General features: G+C 43.4%; 13 protein-coding genes and 1 riboswitch. Of the genes, 3 read left to right on the forward strand and 10 right to left on the reverse strand.

The window, feature by feature from the left end:
* Window positions 1-22: 22 nt before the first annotated feature.
* The 5 genes from nagE to AUO94_RS05730 all read right to left on the reverse strand — a co-directional run bounded on the left by nagE (window position 23) and on the right by AUO94_RS05730 (window position 7,339).
* Window positions 23-1,939 (reverse strand): N-acetylglucosamine-specific PTS transporter subunit IIBC, encoded by a 1,917-nt coding sequence (nagE, locus tag AUO94_RS05705; protein ID WP_058386319.1) that lies wholly within the window; start codon window positions 1,937-1,939, stop codon window positions 23-25.
* 1,029 nt (window positions 1,940-2,968) lie between these two features.
* Window positions 2,969-4,021: a DUF871 domain-containing protein gene (locus AUO94_RS05715; RefSeq protein WP_058386321.1), complete on the reverse strand. Its 1,053-nt coding sequence runs from the start codon at window positions 4,019-4,021 to the stop codon at window positions 2,969-2,971.
* 47 nt (window positions 4,022-4,068) lie between these two features.
* A complete protein-coding gene (locus AUO94_RS05720) occupies window positions 4,069-5,448 on the reverse strand; it encodes a PTS transporter subunit EIIC (RefSeq protein ID WP_058386322.1) in 1,380 nt (459 codons plus the stop codon).
* A 24-nt stretch (window positions 5,449-5,472) separates the two neighbouring features.
* Window positions 5,473-6,357 carry an N-acetylmuramic acid 6-phosphate etherase gene (gene murQ, locus AUO94_RS05725; protein ID WP_058386323.1) on the reverse strand — a complete coding sequence of 295 codons (885 nt, stop codon included), beginning with the start codon at window positions 6,355-6,357 and terminating at the stop codon, window positions 5,473-5,475.
* A gap of 133 nt (window positions 6,358-6,490) precedes the next feature.
* On the reverse strand, window positions 6,491-7,339 hold the full coding sequence (locus AUO94_RS05730) for a MurR/RpiR family transcriptional regulator (RefSeq protein WP_058386324.1): 849 nt from the start codon (window positions 7,337-7,339) through the stop codon (window positions 6,491-6,493).
* Between the two features lie 178 nt (window positions 7,340-7,517).
* On the opposite strand from AUO94_RS05730, the gene AUO94_RS05735 reads away from it, so the two are divergent.
* Complete coding sequence (locus AUO94_RS05735; RefSeq protein ID WP_058386325.1) at window positions 7,518-8,846, forward strand: TrkH family potassium uptake protein; 1,329 nt, start codon at window positions 7,518-7,520, stop codon at window positions 8,844-8,846.
* Window positions 8,847-8,957: 111 nt separating this feature from the next.
* On the opposite strand, the gene AUO94_RS05740 is transcribed toward AUO94_RS05735, so the two are convergent.
* Window positions 8,958-10,079 carry an NADH-dependent flavin oxidoreductase gene (locus tag AUO94_RS05740; protein WP_058386326.1) on the reverse strand — a complete coding sequence of 374 codons (1,122 nt, stop codon included), beginning with the start codon at window positions 10,077-10,079 and terminating at the stop codon, window positions 8,958-8,960.
* A 183-nt stretch (window positions 10,080-10,262) separates the two neighbouring features.
* On the opposite strand from AUO94_RS05740, the gene AUO94_RS05745 reads away from it, so the two are divergent.
* Window positions 10,263-11,291 carry an NADP-dependent oxidoreductase gene (locus AUO94_RS05745; RefSeq protein WP_058386327.1) on the forward strand — a complete coding sequence of 343 codons (1,029 nt, stop codon included), beginning with the start codon at window positions 10,263-10,265 and terminating at the stop codon, window positions 11,289-11,291.
* Window positions 11,292-11,450: 159 nt separating this feature from the next.
* Here the strand turns inward: AUO94_RS05745 and AUO94_RS17685 are convergent, their stop codons facing one another.
* Both AUO94_RS17685 and AUO94_RS05750 read right to left on the reverse strand, forming a co-directional pair.
* Window positions 11,451-11,582, reverse strand: coding sequence for a hypothetical protein (locus AUO94_RS17685; protein ID WP_256204315.1), 132 nt, complete (start codon window positions 11,580-11,582; stop codon window positions 11,451-11,453).
* A gap of 56 nt (window positions 11,583-11,638) precedes the next feature.
* Complete coding sequence (locus AUO94_RS05750; RefSeq protein ID WP_058386328.1) at window positions 11,639-12,646, reverse strand: LLM class flavin-dependent oxidoreductase; 1,008 nt, start codon at window positions 12,644-12,646, stop codon at window positions 11,639-11,641.
* Between the two features lie 249 nt (window positions 12,647-12,895).
* Between AUO94_RS05750 and msrA the strand changes: the two genes are divergently transcribed.
* Entirely contained in the window at window positions 12,896-14,035 is a 1,140-nt protein-coding gene (msrA, locus tag AUO94_RS05755; RefSeq protein WP_058386329.1) for a peptide-methionine (S)-S-oxide reductase MsrA, read from the forward strand.
* Window positions 14,036-14,710: 675 nt separating this feature from the next.
* Here the strand turns inward: msrA and metH are convergent.
* Entirely contained in the window at window positions 14,711-18,148 is a 3,438-nt protein-coding gene (gene metH / locus AUO94_RS05760) for a methionine synthase (RefSeq protein WP_058386330.1), read from the reverse strand.
* Complete coding sequence (locus AUO94_RS05765; protein WP_058386331.1) at window positions 18,129-19,988, reverse strand: bifunctional homocysteine S-methyltransferase/methylenetetrahydrofolate reductase; 1,860 nt, start codon at window positions 19,986-19,988, stop codon at window positions 18,129-18,131. The genes metH and AUO94_RS05765 overlap by 20 nt, the downstream gene beginning before the upstream one ends.
* A gap of 71 nt (window positions 19,989-20,059) precedes the next feature.
* A riboswitch (SAM riboswitch) is annotated at window positions 20,060-20,164 on the reverse strand.
* Window positions 20,165-20,450: the final 286 nt, after the last annotated feature.

Consider the following 20,450-nt stretch of genomic DNA (forward strand, 5'->3'; position numbering starts at 1 on the left):
GTCCCTGGTTTTCCGGCTCGTATTATTCGACTTTCAAAATCGAAGCTGTTCCTTGTTCTTGGAAACCATTTTTTAACATCGTTACTTTTTGTTCTGTTAAGTTTGTGAAAATCACAGGCGTCGCAACAGACGGCGCATTGGCTTTTAAGAATGTTAAATCTAGTTTCAGCAAGGCATTTCCGCGTTGAACAAGTTGACCTTGTTCTACCAAAGTCTCAAAACCTTCACCTTTAAGTTTTACAGTATCCAAACCAACATGAATCAATAATTCAATTCCGGTATCTGTTTCGATACCAATGGCATGTTTTGTTGGGAATACGCTAACAATACGACCATCAACTGGCGAATGGAGAACGTTGCCGGTCGGCATAATCGCAAAGCCTTGCCCCATCATGCCTTGTGCAAATACATCATCTGGCACTTCTGATAGTGGAATAATTTCTCCTTGAATCGGCATTTCAAAATCTTTAGCGATAATTTGTTTCATTGCAGGTTCTTCTGTTGTTTCGTTTTTCGTACCAGCAGTTTCAGAACTAGCAGCTGGAGCTGGATTGCCATTTGCTAAGCGCGGCTTCATGGCATCTCCTAGAAATTCAACAGCTGTGCCGATTACGACTTGTACGTTTGTTTTATTGATTTTCATAACGCCCATAGCACCATGACGTTTCAATTCTTTTTCATTGACCAAATCAGAATCTTTAACAGTCATGCGTAGACGTGTCGTACAATAGCCGACTGCAGTAATATTATCAACACCGCCAAGTCCTTCAATTGTGTGGTAGGCTCTTACATCAACTGCTGTATTGCTTGAGTTTGCATTTTCTGCACCCTCTTCGTCCTCGTCTTCACGACCAGGCGTTTTCAAATCTAATTTGATAATCAAGAAGTAGAAGATAAAGAAGTAAATAACGCCGACCACTAACCCCATGACCAGCAGCAGCAATGGATTTTTGGCTAAGCCATAGTTCAAGACAAAGTCAATCGCTCCGGCAGAGAAACCGAAACCGTGATGGATATCCAATGCATAAGCAACCATCATCGAACCACCGGTTAACAATGCATGGACAACATATAAAATTGGAGATAAGAACATGAATGAGAACTCAATTGGTTCTGTAATTCCTGTTAAAAACGATGTAAAAGCGATACTGAACAACATACCCCCAACGATCGCTTTGCGTTCTTTTTTAGCAGTTGCATACATAGCGAGACACGCTGCAGGCAGACCAAACATCATAATCGGGAAGAAACCAGATAGGAATGGACCCGCTGTTGGGTCACCTTTTAGGAAACGGTTAATTTCTCCGCGCACAACTTCTCCAGAAGCATCGGTAAATGTTCCGAAATCAAACCAGACAACCGTGTTGATGACGTGATGCAAACCAGTTGGTAGCAATAAACGGTTCAAGAAACCATAAGCACCTACACCAAACATGCCTGCATTTAAAATCCACTCCCCCGCACTGTCGATTCCTTCTTGAATTGGAGGCCAAGCGTAACCCAGTAACCCAGCTAAAATGGTCATGGTCGCAGCGGTGATTATTGGCACAAATCGCCGTCCCCCGAAAAACGCAAGCCATTGCGGGAATTTCACATTGTAGAATTTATTATATAGAAGACCTCCGACGATACCGGATAAAATCCCAGCAAAAACGCCCATGTTAATCGTTTCGTTAATCGTTACGATCGATGAAGTTAGTACGAGATAAGCAACCGCACCGGCTAAAGCCGCTCCACCATTGCCATCATGAGCAAGGCCCATGGCAATACCAATGGCAAAAATGATGGCCAAGTTATCGATAATTCCAGCACCGGCAGCCGACATAAACGGAATGCCAAGCATATCTTCTTGTCCAAAACGCAGCAGCAATGCAGCAGCTGGCAATGTAGCAATCGGGAACATCAACGATTTCCCTATTTTCTGTAGAAAACTGAACATAAATTTCCACCCCTTTAATGTATTCTTAATTTTCACTATAGCTACAATCGGTATAGTTGTCTATACCAATTTGAGAATTAATGAAAATAAAGTAAGCGTTTTCTTATGAATGCAGAAAAACTTTGGCGTTTTTTATATAGCGGAACTTGGACGGCACGGGTAGCGAGAAAATTAGGGCGTCTTGAGATTGGCTCTTAGCGCACGGCATGTTTTTCTGCCGTGCTTTTTTGTGTAATTGGTGGATTACGGGGAACGTGCGTATTTTTCCAGGAGCGTGCATAGCCAGCTTCCGAGCGTGCGTATTTTTCCAGGAGCGTGCGTATCCAGCTTCCGAACGCGCGTATTTTTCCTGGAGCGTGCGTATCCATCTTCTGAACGCGCGTATTTCTCAGGAGCGTGCGTATCTAGCTTCTGAACGCGCGTATTTTCAGGAGCGTGCGTATCCAGCTTCCGAACGCGCGTATTTTTCCTGGAGCGTGCGTATCCAGCTTCCGAACGTGCGTATTTTTTCAGGAGCGTGCGTATCCAGCTTCCGAACGTGCGTATTTTTTCAGGAGCGTGCGTATTTCTCAGGAACGTGCGTATCCAGCTTCCGAGCGTGCGTATTTTTCAGGAGCGTGCGTATCCAGCTTCCGAACGTGCGTATTTCTCAGGAGCGTGCGTATCCAGCTTCCGAACGTGCGTATTTTTCCAGGAGCGTGCATATCCATCTTCCGAACGTGCGTATTTTTCCAGGAGCGTGCGTATTTCTCAGGAACGTGCGTATCCAGCTTCCGAACGTGCGTATTTTTCCAGGAGCGTGCATATCCAGCTTCCGAGCGTGCGTATTTTTCCTGGAGCGTGCATAGCCATCTTCCGAACGCGCGTATTTTTCCTGGAGCGTGCGTATCCAGCTTCCGAGCGTGCGTATTTTTCCTGGAGCGTGCATAGCCATCTCCCACTCAACACCCAACGAGATTTTCTCCACAAAAAAACTGCAACTAACTCGAACTAATCGAGTTAGTTGCAGTTTGAAAAGTTAATTTTTCTTCAAATCCACTTTATTTGAAATTTAACTCCGCCTTTTATGAATGCTAGTAAAGCAAGATCTTCTTCTATCACTTTGCCAATCACATTCACTTTATCATCAGCTGGCAAATCCCTTTTTGTAATTTGCAGCTCACCTCTATAGCGTCCGTACTGTTCATTATCCACGGTGATGCTTCCTTTACTTCGAAAAATAGTGTTTTCGGACTTTAGTAAATGAGTGCCGATCAAGCCATATTGACGAGATTCCATTGACCGAATGCAATCACGAGCAGCATCCCACCGATTGGTTTGAGCCGGCATCTCATCTAGTTGCACAAAATTCTTTGCTCTCAGAGAAATAATCCCTTGCCCAAACATCTCAAATTGCTGCAAGCTTTTCTCGCTGAGCGTGATATCACCAATCAGTACTTTATCCACTGCCCCATTTTCTTTTAAATATAGATACGCTTCAAAAGGAGCCATTCCCCGATGTTCTTCTAAAGTTGGTAACCCTTTGTACAAAGGGCCTCGAAGAGTTTTGTCTCCCGGGATAAACGCCATTACCGTCAAGCCTTCGCTTTTTAACCATAGATTTGTTTTCACAAACTCCATGGCATCTAACCCAGTTTCTGGTCGCGGATAAAAATTATGCCACATTTCTACAGTTTCTTTCTGCATCCCAGATTCCACTAATGCAGCAAGTCCCTCTTTAGTCAATGTGCTGGCGTTTAATGCGATTTTCATCTTGTGCGACAAAGCAGCAATTATTTGGTCATCGACTCCATAATCAATTCGTAAACCAGTGACGCCCCAGTCCAACAAACCTTCTGCATTGTGCCAATCAAAGCCAAGGTGAGCCAAAGATTGCGGCGCAATATCCGCTACTAACTCCATATCAAATTGCTGCGCCCAGTTTCCTAGTTGCTGCAATCGTTCTTTGTAGAGGCGCGGATTGTCCTCTGGTATATGGAGTGAAGTAAAAATAGCGGCAAATCCGTTTTTGCTCAACCGTTCAATATAAGGTTTTAAGTGTGTGAAAGACTCGTCGCCCAAATACACCGAAATACCAAGCATTTTGTCAGCTCCTCTGAATAGAAAAAAGAGAGATTTCTCTCCCTTTTTTAAATACCTTCTGCCATCTCTTCTTTGAACCCAAACAGATATGTAAAGATGAATCCAAAAACATACGAAACAACCAATCCAACAAAGTACCAAACATATTTATTTTCAGCAATTAAAGGAATCAATGAAATACCGGATACTCCGATTCCAAGAGCGGCGGTCTGCATAACTGCTTGGAACGCGCCTCCAAATGCAGCTCCCATACAAGCTGTAATAAACGGTCGACCCAGTGGTAATGTCACACCGTAAAGCAAAGGTTCTCCGATACCAAGAAAACCTACAGGCAATGCGCCTTTAATAATATTCTTTAAACGCTGATTTTTTGTTTTCACAAATACCGCAATCGTTGCACCAACTTGACCTGCTCCAGCCATTGCTAAGATCGGCAGTAACGCTGTCGCACCTACAGTGTTCATCAACTCTAAGTGAATCGGTGTCAGTCCATGGTGCAATCCAAGCATAACAAGCGGCAAGAAGAACCCTGCCAGAATCGCACCCGCTACAGCGCCACCAACATCAAGTACAGAAGTTAATACGGTCATGATGCCATCTGATAAAACACCGGCGACTGGCACAATCGCATAAAGAGCGAAGAATCCGACGATTAATAGCGTAAAGAGTGGTGTAAATAAAATATCCACCGAACTATGCATCACTTTACGAACATTTTTCTCAACAAACGTCATCAACCAAGCAGCAAAGATGACACCAAACAATCCGCCTCTGCCCACAATTAATGGTTCTCCGTAAATCACGATATCCGCTAACAATGGATTAAACAAAATTCCGCCGGCAATCGCGCCTAGTACCGGTGTTCCTCCAAATTCTTTTGCTGTGTTCCAACCAACTAAAATCGCTAAGTAGGCAAATACCGTGCTGCCGAGCAATAATAAAATCTGCATCCATGTTTCCGTTCGATCAGCACCACCATTTATTGCAAAGTTAGCTGCTCCGTTAATCAGTCCTGAAGCGACTAATCCAGGAATCAATGGAATAAAGATATTTCCCACACTACGCAAAAACAATTTGAAAGGTGTTTTGTTTTTTTCTTTTAATTTTGCTTTTTTCATCACGGCTTTTTCTTCGAAACTCATGTTATCTTCATTAATATCGGCCATTTCCCCAATAGACAGTCCCGTTTCGTTGCTCATTTCAGCTGCTACTTTATTAACCGTACCCGGGCCTATAACAATTTGAAGCGTATCGTCTTCGACAACACCCATTACCCCGTCTACACGCTTGAGTTCATTAAGATTTACTTTGCTGTCATCTTTAAGTGATAATCTCAATCGTGTCATACAATGCGCGACTTGCTGAACATTCTCTTTCCCACCAATTTTCTCGAGAATATCCTTCGCCATTTGTTGTTCTTTTTTCATACAACCCCTCCGCTCCCCTAACTGTTATAAAGCTTTGCGAACAAATCCACCTGCTATTTCCAGTTTTTCAATTGCTTGTTCTTTTGTACAATCTAGTAAACTCATCACAATTGCTGTCTTCACGTGACCATCCGCTTTTTCATAAAAACGCTCTGCAGCATCGTAATCGACTTGCGTTGCATCCATAATAATCCGTTTGGACCGCTCAATCAGTTTTGCGTTCGTCGCTTGGACATCAACCATCAAATTCCCATAAACTTTCCCTACGCCAATCATCGCAGCTGTTGAAATCATATTGAGTACGAGCTTTTGAGCAGTTCCGGCTTTTAGACGTGTAGAACCCGTTAATACTTCTGCACCTGTTTCGATCTCGATTGCGGTATCGGCAAATTCACTGATTTCCGATTGTGTATTGCAGGAAACGGCGACTGTCCCCGCACCCATTTGTTTAGCATATTGAAGTGCGCCAATAACATAGGGTGTACGACCACTTGCTGCAATGCCGACAACTGTATCATTTTTCGTTAAAGAAACCGCTTTCAAATCATCCATCCCGAATTGACGACTATCTTCCACACCTTCAATCGCTGTCTTTATCGCTTCTGCACCACCTGCAATAATTCCAACGACTTGATTTGGTGAGACACCAAAAGTCGGCACACATTCAACTGCATCCAAAATTCCTAAACGCCCACTCGTTCCAGCGCCAATATAGATCAATCTGCCCTTCGCCTTAAAGGAATGGATTACTTTTTCAACCGCTTCTTCAATGCTCGCCAATTCTTTTTCAATGATTCCTGGAACACTTTTGTCTTCTTGGTTCATCGTTTTCAATATTTCTAGCACTGACATTTCATCCATTTTCATGGTGTTGTTGTTACGCTTTTCTGTGGACAAGTTTTCCAGCATCAGCTCACCCCTTCTTTACATTTATTTGTTGTCTTCATTCTATCCTCAAGAAACTTAATGTCAATATATTTTAAAAAAATAATGAATTTTAATTTCATGAAACTCTATAAAAAAAGAGCCGAATCATCGACTCTTATCTTCTCAAGCGTTCCATTTCACCGCGTGCATCATAATATTGCTGCAATACTTTTTCTCCAACATGATGGAAAATACTCAAATACAAGGTATCGATCACAGTCAATTGCGTCATACGAGAAGCAAGACTGCCAATGCGAAAATCTTGTTCGACGTTTGGTGTACATAAGTGAACATCCGCTTCTTTGTATAAAGGAGATTTGCTAAGTGTGGTGATAGCAATGACAGTCGCGCCTTTTCTTTGAGCGAATCGAGTAAGCTCTAGCACATCTTTTGTTTTACCGGATGTACTAATCGCAACAAAAACATCCTTTTCAGTCAAATGCGGAATCACAGAAAGCATATGATGGAAATCCAATGAAGTAATCGAGTGATACCCAAGTTTCGTGAATTTATATTGCGCATCGACTGCAGCTGTTGAAGAACCGCCAACGCCAAAAAACACGATTTTTCGTGCATCGCGAATTGCATCTACCGCTTTGGTTAACTCTTTGCGATCTAGTGAATCGGCACAAGATTCAATTGCTGACTTGTTGACATGAATTACTTTATGAAAAAGGTCATAGGGCGAGTCTTTTTTATTTAATACTGAAAAATCCGTTAAACTTGTATCTGTTAAAGTTAAGTCTTTCATCAAAGCAAGCTTAAAAGATTTATAACTTCCAATACCGATGGACTTACAAAAACGAATAATGGTCGCTTCACTCACAGCTGCTTTTTTTGAAAGTTCTTTTGTCGTCATATGAGGAACCGCTTCAGAATTCCCAAGAACATACTCTCCAATGCGACGCTCTGCTTCCGATAATTCCAAAAGCGCTTGTTCGATTTTCTGTCTTAAAGAAGTCATTTTGAACCTCCTGTAATTCTGTTTGTATATGCTGAATCTATTATCTTAAACTCTTTTGTTCATCTTATATAGCATACACGATTTTTTTAGTAGTCAGCTATTTTTTTGTTGACAGTTTCTTGAAACAAGCATAGAGTAGGCTCATATTTTATTTCTATAGGATGAGGAAGTGTCTGGTATGCAGTCCTGGAAAAAAAAGCGGATGTCGATTTCTCCTCCTTTAGTCATTTCCGGAAGTTTTCTGTTTTTGATTATGACAGGCACATTGTTGCTGAAACTCCCTTTCGCAACAACACAGCCAATTTCTTGGACTGATGCCTTATTTACCGCTACATCCGCTACGACCGTGACAGGTCTTAGCGTTTTTGACCCCGCCACGGTTCTTACCGGATTTGGCGAATTGGTTCTATTGGTATTGATTCAATGCGGCGGCATCGGCTTGATGACTTTCGCGGTTGCGATTCTCATCTTGTTCCGTAAAAAGGTTGGCCTTCAAAACCGAATTTACCTGCAGGAATCGTTAACTCAAAGTTCAATCGGCGGCGTTGTTAAGCTCGTCAAATCGATTTTGACATTTGCTTTAACCGTGGAAGCTATCGCGACTGTCTTACTGACTATTTACTGGACCCCTGAATTCGGCTTTAAAGATGCACTCAACTACAGTGTCTTTCACGTCATTTCCGCTTTCAACAACGCAGGATTTTCATTGTTTCCTGATAATATGATCAGCTTTGCTGGAGATCCACTAGTCACTATCTTACTATCCTCATTGTTTATTATCGGGGGCATTGGATTTACAGTCGTTATGGATATCGCACAAAAAAAATCATTTCATCGTTGGTCTTTGCACACGAAACTGATGATTGGGGGCACTCTGATTTTGAATGCTGTCGCGACAATTGTCATTTTCATTTTGGAGTATAATAATCCTGGGACACTTGGTAACATGTCCTTATACGAAAAATTATCGACTTCTTATTTTAGTGCGGTAACCCCGCGAACTGCCGGATTTAATATGTTGAACTACGGCGAACTTGAAGACCCGACTTTATTGTTCACGATGTTGTTAATGTTTATTGGTGGTGGTAGCGCTTCGACAGCTTCGGGCATTAAACTCACTACGTTTATTGTCGTCATTTTAGCGACTGTTTCATTCTTGAAGTCACGCCGCGAACCTGAGCTTTTCGGTCGCTCAATTCGACTGGAAACGGTCATTCGTTCACTTGCCATTACTACCATCAGCGTCTTGCTCGTCGTTCTCTTCCTATTTTTGTTGACTGTGTCAGAAAAAATTCCGTTCTTGCCACTCGCCTTTGAAGTGGTATCTGCCTTTGGTACGGTCGGCTTATCTATGGGCATCACAGGAGACTTGAGTAGTATCGGCGAAGTGCTTTTGAGCCTCGTGATGTTTACGGGTCGCATTGGACCATTGACGCTTTTCTTTATTTTAATGAAACCTCGCAAAGAAAATTATCGGTATCCATACGATCCTGTATTTACTGGATGATATAAAAACGCAGCTCCCTGTATTTCTGGAGCTGCGTTTTTGTATTTACTCTATTTCCTGCTAACTAACGAGCAATGTTCAATTACAGTTGAGCGCTTAAACCTTGTCAGATCAATTATCTGCGACTTTAATCATTCCGTACGAAGTAATCAAGTTCCACATATTTTGCGGAATATCCAATTTACCGACCATTTGTTGGGTAATCGCCGGATGGATTTCTTGTTCTTTTCCTTGTCTTACTTTATCCGTCCACTCAGGATCAATTAGCGCTTGACGTCCGAAGACGACAATATCTGCGCCTTCTGCCAAAGCCGTTACCGCATCTTCTGGTGTTTTAATGCTGCCGACTGCTACAAAAGCGGCACGGCCATTGATTTGATCCGCTAAGATGCGAACGATGCTATCGCCTTGTTCAGCGCCTTTTGGTGTTTTCTTGAATTCGAACAGCGATACATGAATATAATGGATACCACGTTGAACCAATTCTTCGACGAGTATCTTCGTTTCTTCTATTGTATAGCCCGTCGATTTTTCATTGTTTTCTTCTGGTGATAGACGGTAGCCGACAATAAATTGCTCATCCGCATATTTTGCGACCGTGTCTTGAACTTTCTTCATGACAGCAAGTGGGAATCTCATGCGATTTACTAGACTGCCGCCCCATTGATCTTCACGCTGATTGGTAACCTTCGATACAAATTGCTGGAGCAAGTACGTATTGGCACCGTGAATTTCCACACCATCAAAGCCGGCTTCGATTGCTCTTTTAGTCGTTGCCCCAAAATCTTCGATAATTGCGTAGATTTCTTCTTCCGTCAATTCGCGCGGTGTTGGCTTGCCCGCTTCTCCTACAGCACTTGGCGCTACGGTTTCATTGGCTTTTATCAATTCAGGCTGTCCTTGACGACCGCCATGTTGCATTTGCAAAATTGCTTTGCTGCCTTTTGATTTCATTTCTTTTGCCAATTGTTTTAGGCGTGGAAGTGCGCTGTCGTCAAACCCGATAAATTGGTTTGGAAACGCAATGCCATTTTCTGAAACGGCGATGCACGCTGTGATGTATAAACTACCTAGACCTGCACGACGATTGTAATACGTTAATTCTTCGTCTGAAACAGTCCCGTCTCTATTTCCCGAATAAGTTGTCATCGGCGCTACACCCAAACGATCGTTTAATACTACGCCGTTTGGCAAAGTAATTTCATGGAATAACTCTTTATATAATGGTTTCATGGAAGTTCCTCTTTTCTTCGTGCTCATCTTCTCCGAAAGCTATCGGTATTTCAAAATAGCATATGAATTTTAAGGAATCAAGAATACGCGCTCGCTCCCTTTTTTCGGTACATTATTTTTGACCACTTCTACTCCGAGTGGTACGCTTTTCATCGAATCTACATACATAAGGAGGAATTTTCCATGACCGTTCAAAAATATAAAGAAATTCATTTAGTGAATCGTCCTGAGGGCATGCCGACAAACGACGATTTCAAATTTGTTGAGAAAGAAATTCCGACACCAGGCGAAAACGAAGTCCTATTGAAGACTCTTTACCTATCAGTGGATCCGTATATGCGCGGACGAATGAGAGATATAAAATCATACATTCCACCATTCCAGCTAAACGAAGCTTTAGTCGGTGGCGTGTTAGCTGAAGTTGTTGAATCACGTTCGGATTTATTTGAAAAAGGGGACATTGTCAGCAACAATCTTAGCTGGTCGGAGTACAACGTGGCGAATGCCACCAAACTTCAAAAAGTTGATCCAACTGCAGCATCTATCACAGCACATTTGAGTGTTCTTGGATTGACTGGACTGACTGCTTATTTCGGATTGCTCGACATTGCCAAACCTCAAGCTGGTGAAACGGTTGTTGTTTCTGGCGCAGCAGGTGCAGTCGGTTCCATCGTTGGCCAATTGGCGAAAATCAAAGGTGCACGTGCTGTCGGCATCGCAGGCTCTGATGACAAAATTGATTACTTGATCAACGAACTCGGTTTTGACGCAGCTGTTAATTACAAAAAAGACAGCTTTAAAGAAGACTTGATAGCCGCTCTTCCAGATGGTGTTGATGTTTACTTTGATAATGTCGGTGGTGACATTTCCGATGCAGTCATGAATGAGTTAAACAAGCATGCGCGTGTTACCGTGTGCGGCGCAATTTCTTCTTACAATTCTGTAGATGGGGATGTTGGACCCCGCATTCAAGGTCAATTCATCAAAACAAGCGCAATGATGAAAGGCTTCACACTCGGCGATTACGCCAAAGATTTACCAACAGGCGTTGTGGCACTAACGCAATGGCTACAAGAAGGCAAATTGAAATACGATGAAACGATTGTCGAAGGCTTTGAAAATACACCGGATGCGTTTCTCGGCCTATTTAAAGGCACCAATCTCGGCAAACAATTGGTCAAAGTCGCTGATCCTGAGTTTGCTAAGCTATAAAACGATGAAAAAGCCGCCTAGACTAGGCGGCTTTTTCCATTTATTGGCGATACTGTCGAGATGGGCTAGAATACTGTCGGAATCGTATAAAATACTGTCCAAATGGAGATACATACTGTCCAATTTCAAGAAATACTGTCCGAATCGTCAAATCCTCGCTTATCGGTACACTTCCAAAACGATTCGCAAAACTAAACGCGGGATATAAAATAAAATCTCCAGACCTTCAAGAATCACATCAAAAATCCACCAGCGATTCTTCTTTTCTTTCTCCTTCGTTTTGATTTCCATCTACCACGCCGCCCCTTCTACTTTTTTACTTTATACGTAGCAAGCAAGGATTGGTTTCATTTTTCAGATAAATCGAATGCCGATGCCAATAAACGCAATACGTTCATGCGATTTGTTATACCTGAAATGTTCGGGATGATGGTGATTTCATCTGGTTCAAAGTGTTCAGCAATCTCTTCAATTTGCTCTTTCACCTGTTCAGCGGTACCAATCAACATGCGCTTACGATTGCGTTCGATTTTTTCTTGCTCACTTGCGCTAAAGCCACGTTTTCGAGCCGTTTCAATCGATGGATAATAAGGCGGTGGTGAATCCGACTCAATAAACAATAACCACAAATCAAAAGCGGTCGCCAACGCCTCCGCTTGTTCCATCGTTTCGGCAACTACTGCAAAAACAGCAATGATGACTTGCGGTTGTTGTAAAAATACCGAAGGCTGAAAGTTTGAACGATAAGTTTTTATAACATCCACTGCTTGTTCAGACGGTTTTGCGAAATGCGCATAAGCATAACTCATCCCTTTTTCAGCAGCAAGCCGGGCACTGCCAAATCCTGTACCAAGAAGCCACAATTCAGGTGCTGTTTCAATCGTCGGCATTACTTGTAAGGCTTGAAAACGATGTTCGCTCGTTGTATCATCTGAAAAATACTTTTGAAGGTCCGTCAACTGTTGTTCATAAGGCAACCGTTTTGTTTTGCTTTCATTCAATGCTTCGTTAACGATTCGGTAGCTGCGCGAACGCCCGATGCCGAGATCGATGCGCTCCGGGTGCAAGGCTTCAAGTAGACGAAAGTTTTCTGCAACTTTATAAGCACTATAATGAGGCAGCATGACACCACCTGAACCGATGCGAATGGTTTTTGTAGAAGTCGCCAAATGCATCATCAACAGTTCGGGCGAGCTGCCAGCAACTGAGTCGACTTTATGGTGCTCAGCTACCCAAAAACGCTTGAATCCAAGCTTTTCTGCTAGCTGTGCAAGTTGAGTCGTTTGTTTGAGCGCAACTGACGCTGTCTGCCCTTCATCAATAGGTGAATAATCCAAGACGTTCAGTAGAACCATTTGCCTGCACTCCTTTTCATTATACTTAAAGCTTAGCATGCAAATCGATGCCCTTTCTACTTTGCTGTCCTACAAATCTTACAGATACACTTCTAACTTAATATATCTATTCTGTGACAGCCGCCGCAATTTAACAGTTATTTCCGAATCGCTTCAGTTCCCCTTTTTCTGACATTCTATTACACTAAAGATAATAAAAATGGAAAAGCGCTTACACGTCCCTCCACCAAGAAAGGCAGGAGCTTCACTATGAAAAAACTCTCATTTGCAGGTTTTATTGTTTTAGTATTATTGGTGCTTTCAGGCTGTTCTACTTCGAATGCTTCCGAGTCTAGCAGTTCAGCTTCTGGGCAAGCAACCAATACAAGCACTTCTAAATTTCCGGATAATCCGAATGTGGATCTCGAGTTCGATACCGATAAATTGCAGGATATCTATTTGGCCGGCGGCTGCTTCTGGGGAGTCGAAGCTTATATGGCACGCGTTTACGGCGTTTATGATGTGACGTCAGGTTATGCCAATGGCAATACCGAAAATCCGACTTACGAAGAAGTTATCCGTGAAAACACTGGACATGCTGAAACCGTTCACGTTCGTTACGACCCAGAGCGTGTCGATTTGGAGAAGCTACTCGGCCATTACTTCATGATTATCGATCCAACACTCTTGAATCAGCAAGGCAATGATCGCGGCGAACAATACCGCACAGGAATTTATTATGAAAATGAAGACGATCGAGCTGTTATCGATAAGGTTTTCGCAGCCCAAAAAGAGCGCTACGATGAGCCGATTGTGACAGAAGTTGAACTGCTGGATAATTATTATTTAGCTGAAGAATACCATCAAGATTACCTTGAAAAAAATCCAGATGGCTACTGTCATGTTGAGTTTGATACGTTAGAAGGTCAAGACGTAGAAGGAGATGCACAGTCGGTAATCGACCCGACACTTTACCCGAAACCGAGTGACGAAGAACTAAAAGCAACATTGACTGATATTCAATACGATGTGACACAAAAAGACGATACGGAGCGCGCTTTTTCTAGCGAATACGACGGCTTTTATGAGCCCGGTATTTATGTAGATATCACTACTGGAGAACCGCTTTTCTCTTCTGCAGATAAATACGATTCCACAACAGGATGGCCGAGTTTCACGAAGCCAATCGATCCGGCAGTTGTCACCGAGCATGATGACGGTTTTCTCTTCCTGCAACAAACCGAAATCAGAAGCCGTGCTGGCGATAATCATTTAGGCCACGTTTTTACTGACGGTCCGGAAGACAAAGGTGGCTTACGCTATTGCATGAACGGTGCAGCGCTATTGTTTGTACCTGAAGCAGATATGGAAGCAGAAGGCTACGGCTTTTTGTTAGATAAAGTAAATTGATTTACACTGCCCTCAGGTCGTAGACAAAAGAATTTTTACGTTAATTAAAGAATAAATAGTCGCTGCATCTTGGATATACTGGATTCTGTGCTCCATGCGGACGCTTTCCGCGGACGAAGTGCTGAGCCTTCTCGTCGTAAGCTTCTGCGGGGTCTCATCACTTCGTTCTTCCGCAGGAGTCACCGCATTGCGCTCCGAATCCTTGAGAGAGTGCTTATGAAAAGTAGATTCGTTAGGTACTCTCGCTGATTTGAGACCGCGGAAAGCAAAGTGGCCGGACCGGTTGGATTATGCACGACTATTTATTTTTTATAGACTTTGTCTACAGTCTAAGGGCAGTCAGCATTTAGCTGACTGCCCTTTTTCTATTTATAGCTGGTGAATTATGAGACTCAGAAATACTCACTTTAGATAGAATCGCCAGTGGCTACACGGCTGCTTCCGCTTTTCTTCTTTGTCTAGACTCCAGCAGCCAGATTCTAGGGTCATAAGCCACTCTGGCTGTGCGGCAAAGTACGCCACTTCGCCAGCGCGTCTTATGCCCGTCGAATCTACACGGCTGCTTCCGCTTTTCTTTGTCCAGACTCCAGCGCCCAGCTCTGTGGCAAAGTGCGCCACTTCGCTAGTCTGTCTTATGCCCGGCAGAGCTACACGGGCGCTTCCGCTTTTCTACTATCAGTCAACTACAAAATACCTGGCATCTGGATGCGCAAATACGATTGCGGACACGGATGCTTCGGGGTCCATCATATATTCTTCGGTTAAATGCACGCCGATGTCTTCGGGTTTGATCAAGTTAAATAATTTGGCTTGGTCTTCTAAGTTCGGGCACGCGGGGTAACCGAATGAGAAGCGCTGGCCTTGGTATTTGGCGGCAAAACGGTCGCGCATGGAGAAATCGGTTGTATCTGGGAAGCCCCATTGATCGCGTATTTCTTGGTGGATGCGTTCAGCAAAACCTTCTGCGAGTTCAAGTGCTGTTGCTTGCAGTGCATGGCTTTCTAAAAATTTGCCTTGTTCTTTCAGGCGTGTTGCTTGTTCGCGTACGCCAAAGCCTGCAGTTACTTGCATAAAGGCCACGTAATCCATTTCGCCACTGTCGACTGATTTTAAGTAATCGGACAAGCATAAGAATGGTAACGCGGATTGGCGTGGAAATGTAAATCGTTCGATTTCTGTTTTGCCATCAGCAGGGTCATAAACGATGACATCGTCTCCGTCACTTTGAGCTGGGAAAAATTGATACAGCCCTGATGGTTTTAACAGTCCTGATCCTAAAAACTCGGTCGTCAGTTCATGAAGCTGAATAGCACGCGGATCGCCTTTCGCTAACGTATTATCGTTATAGCCTTTTAATCCAAGGTGATGACCAATCAACGTGCGCATATTGACGTATGGATACAAATGAGCCACAGAATACTCTTTCAATACGTGACGACGCAAATCGTTCGGCACGTAAACCGTAACATCTTCGCGTACCGTTTTCACTGGTTTTTCAGCAACGGCAACAGCGGGCTTTGCTGCTCGCACTGCTTCAGAGGCTTGGCGTTTTTCTTGTTGTGCATCCAACTCTAGCAGCAACTCTGCTTTTCCGGCACCGCTTTGCAGCCGATTTGCTAGGTCTAATCCTTGCATCGCATCTTTCGCGTAAATGACCGGCCCGTCGTATTCCGCTGAAATTTTGGTTTCGGTAAAGCGTCTCGACAATGCCGCCCCGCCCACTAAAATGGGTACATCAATGCCCGCTTCTTTAAAGTCTTGCGCGGTGATGACCATTTGCTTCGCCGACTTAACGAGTAACCCCGACAAGCCAATCATATCTGGTTTTTCTTTTCGAATTACTTCGATCAAGGTAGCCGGCGTCACTTTAATCCCAACATCAATCACTTTAAAGCCGTTATTGCTTAAGATAATTTCCACTAAGTTTTTACCGATGTCATGAACATCGCCTTTAACAGTAGCCAAAACGATTTTCCCTTTTCCAGAATCGTCTTCTTTTTTCTCCATAAACTGCTCAAGAAATGACACGGCTGCTTTCATGACGCCTGCACTTTGCAGCACTTCCGCAACAATTAATTGGTTGTCATTAAACAAGCGCCCTACTTCCGCCATACCTTTCATCAACGGTCCATTAATGACATCAAGCGGTTCATCATACATCTCTAGTGCTTTTTCCAAATCTGGAATCAACCCTTCTTTTGTTCCTTCTATAATATAGTAAGCGAGTCGATCTGGTACTGTTTTCGGAATATCATCTTCTGTTTTTTCTTTTTTCTTATCGCGGTAAAAAGCCGTAAAGTCAGCTAAAGTTTCATCTGTTGTCGTAAACAGCAATTCATTAGCCATATCGATTTCCTGTTTTGGAATGGATGCATAACGCTCTAACTTTTCCGTATTGACGATGGCATAGTCCAAACCTGCCTGCGTGCAATGGTACAAATACACGGCATTTAACACTTCACGACCAACCGGTGGTAAGCCGAATGAAACGTTACTAACACCTAAAATCGTCAATGCGCGTGGCAGTTTTTCTTTAATTAACCGAATACCTTCAATCGTTTCTACTGCAGAACCAATGTATTGCTGATCGCCCGTACCGACTGGGAATACCAGTGGATCAAAAATGATGTCTTCCGGTGCTAGCCCCCATTTATTGACCAGCAAGTCATATGACCGTTCGGCTATTTCCAACTTACGCTCACGCGTGACCGCCATCCCAACTTCGTCGATTGTACCCACAACGACTGCCGCACCATATTTTTTCACGAGTGGCATCACCGCATCAAAACGCTCTTCTCCGTCTTCTAGATTAATTGAGTTGATAATCGCTTTTCCTTGTGAAAATTTCAATGCGACTTCAATCACTTCTTCGTCTGTAGAATCGATAACGAGCGGTACTTTTACTTTTTTGACGACTTCTTTCATGAATTTTGTCATGTCTTCAACTTCGTCACGATCCGGATTTGCTAAACAAATATCAATAACGTGCGCTCCGTTTTTCACCTGTGCGCGAGCAATTTCAGATGCTTCTTCAAATTGGCCATCGACTATTAATCGTTTAAATTTACGAGAACCAATAACATTCGTCCGCTCTCCGATAAACAAAGGACGCATCGTTTCGTCGTATTGCAAAGGCTCAATTCCAGACACGACATGACCGCGCTCAACAGGGTCTGGTTTTCTCGGTGGCAATCCGTCCATAGCCAAACGCACTGCTTTAATATGTTCCGGTGTGGTCCCGCAACAACCACCGACGACGTTCAGCCACCCTTTATCTGCAAAACCTTTTAATTTTTTCGCAAGTGATTCGGGTGTTTCGTGATAATGACCGTCTTCATCTGGCAAGCCTGCATTTGGGTAACAACTAACATAGCCGTCCGACAGCTCTGACAGCGAACGAATATGGTCTGTCATAAATTCTGGACCTGTTGCACAGTTTAACCCGACGGATAGCGGCTTGACATGTTCAATGGAAATGTAAAACGCTTCAATGCTTTGACCGGCAAGTGTCGTCCCCATCGGTTCAATCGTTCCGGACACCATAATCGGCAATTCGATTCCCGTTTCTTCAAAAGCTTGTTTAATGCCAATTGTCGCCGCTTTCACATTCAACATGTCTTGACTGGTCTCGAGCAAGATGAGATCTGCTCCGCCTTCAACAAGTGCCTTGGCTTGCACGTAAAAATTTTCCAGCATGACATCAAATGTGACGCCACCCGTTACAGACAAAGTTTTCGTTGTCGGTCCAATCGCACCTGCCACAAAACGAGGCCATTCCGGGGTGGAAAATTCAGCAGCCGCTCGTTTCGCAATTTCGACTGCGCGTCTATTAATATCCGCCGCTTGGTCACCGATTCCGTATTCGTCCAAAACAATCGGTGTACCTCCAAATGTATTGGTGCAAAGAATATCGGCTCCAGCTTCAAGATAAGCCGTATGGATATTTTGAATAACATCCGGTCGGACAATGTTCAAGTATTCATTGCAGCCGTCAAATTCTTCTCCGCCAAATTCTTCAGGTGACAGATCGGCATTTTGAATCATCGTCCCCATCGCTCCGTCGATAATTAAGATTCTTTTTTCAAGCTGTTGTTCAATAAGATGTTTGGACATGGCTGCGATCGCTCTCTTTCTGTTGATCTAGTTGTCGAATATACCGAATCAATTCCACGGTCATGTCGTAACGGACAAACGGTGTGATCAAGTAAATACCGTTGAATAGCTCTGCTGCTGTGTCAATCAATTCTTTAGCGATTTGAATGCCTTCCGCTGTTGCACGGTCCTTGTCATCTCCACATGCACGCATGCGTTCAAGTGCGTCTTCTGACAACTTGATACCCGGCACTTCATGATGCAAAAATTCAGCACTGCGAATACTAGTCAACGGCATTACCCCAATAAAAATGGGCGTATTCAAATGCTTTGTCGCTTCGTACATTTCAATGATTTTTTCTTTTGTGTATACGGGCTGCGAAATAAAATAATCCGCTCCGCTTTCAATTTTCTTCTCAAGTCTTGCTACGGCTCGGTCAAGCACGCGAACATTCGGATTGAACGCTGCAGCGACAGAGAAATTAGCTTTTTTCCGTAGCGGTTTACCAGAAAACGAAATGCCTTCATTTAGTTTTTTGATCAATTGAATCAATTCCATACTGGACACGTCATAAACGCTTGTCGCTCCTGGGAAATCTCCAACTTTGGTCGGATCGCCCGTGACAGCGAGAATGTCGTGCATACCGAGTGCATCGAGTCCCATCAAATGTGACTGCAAACCAATTAAGTTGCGGTCGCGACACGTAATATGAGCGAGCGGCCGAATTTTTTCTGTGTGCTTGAGGATCGAGCCCATTGCCATATTACTAATACGCGGCGACGCTAATGAATTATCGGCCATGGTGACAGCATCCACACCTTCTTCATGCAAAGCGACAGAGCCTTCAAGAAATTTTGTGACGTCCAAATGACGTGGCGTATCGAGTTCCACAATAATGGTTCGTTGTGTTTTCGCTTTTTCGTGAAGCGGCTTTACTTCTAGCGCTTCGGCCTCTCGGATGACAATCGGCTTTCTTTTGGTTACTTCTTTATAAAAAATCGGCGGTAACTTACCGAGGTGTTTTTTCACCGCTTCAATATGCTTTGGTGTTGTACCACAGCAACCGCCAATCAAGCGAACGCCTTCTTGTCTTAACAATAAAGCAGCACGTCCGAAATAATCTGCTTCTGATTCGTAAACAATCCGCCCATCTTCTACGTCAAGCAGGCTAGCATTTGGGTATGCAGAAAGAAAAGCTTTTTCGGGTAAGGTTACTTCTTCAAAAGCTTGAATTGTATGATGCGGTCCTAGACGACAATTGACACCAACAATGTCTGCTCCAAGTGATTCTAGTTGATGCAAAGCGTCATTCAATGACATGCCGTTTTGCAAAATACCCGGGTCATGCATCGATACTTGTGCAATCAATGGGGTGTCTGTGATGCCTTTCAAATGTTTAACAGTTGCTGCTAATTCTTCAAAATCGTAATAAGTTTCGAGTAGTAGGCCGTCGGGATCGCCCGCAAGCAACTGACTCGCTTGCTGGTCGACCATCGCAATGATTTCCTGCAAGGTGGCGTCACTTTTACGAATTCCGCGAATGCCGCCAATCGTTCCAAAGACAAATTGACCACCCGGTGCTGCTGCGCGTTTCGCAATTTCAATAGCAGCTTTGTTGATGTCTGCAACTTGTTCATCTAATCCGTAACGAGCAAGTTTGAGTGCATTAGCCCCGTACGTATTGGTTTGAATGATATCTGCTCCAGCTCTGATATAGTCTTGATGAATCTTTTCGATTACTTCCGGGCGCTGTAAATTCAATTCCTCGTTGCAATACTCAATGCCATACGAATACAGCAAGGTTCCCATGCCACCGTCCGCCGTCAAAATTTTCGTCTTCAGTTCATCTAATAAACCCATCTACTCAACCCCCTATATATACAAAAAAAGCCTCCATGAAAAAGAAGGCTTTACGATATCAAACTCGTTCCTTTTCATCTGTCAGGCAATCTCTTGCCTGCTGGATTTAGCACCTGACCTTTCGGCTGGTTGCTGAAGCGTCATAGGGCCAGTCCCTCAACTTCTCTCGATAAAGATTCACTATTCAGTTTTAGTATTCTTAGTATAGTACAGGTATCTATTGGTCAGGTCAATATATTTTGTTAGAAAAAAATGAACTTTCTGTGAGTTTCTTTAAAAACAGAATCCTTTTATTCTTTAGAAGCTGTTAACGGTTTTTCGCCGCCCCCCTATTCTTTCTCATCTCTACATCTGTTTATTTATTGTACAAACCATTTCAGTAAATACTGGATCAGTAAGTAAATCAGCAGAAGAGTTACATGCTTATTCATAAGGACAGTAACATACAGTCACTTGGAAAAT

The sequence above is a fragment of the Planococcus kocurii genome (assembly GCF_001465835.2).
Taxonomy (GTDB): Bacteria; Bacillota; Bacilli; order Bacillales_A; family Planococcaceae; genus Planococcus; species Planococcus kocurii.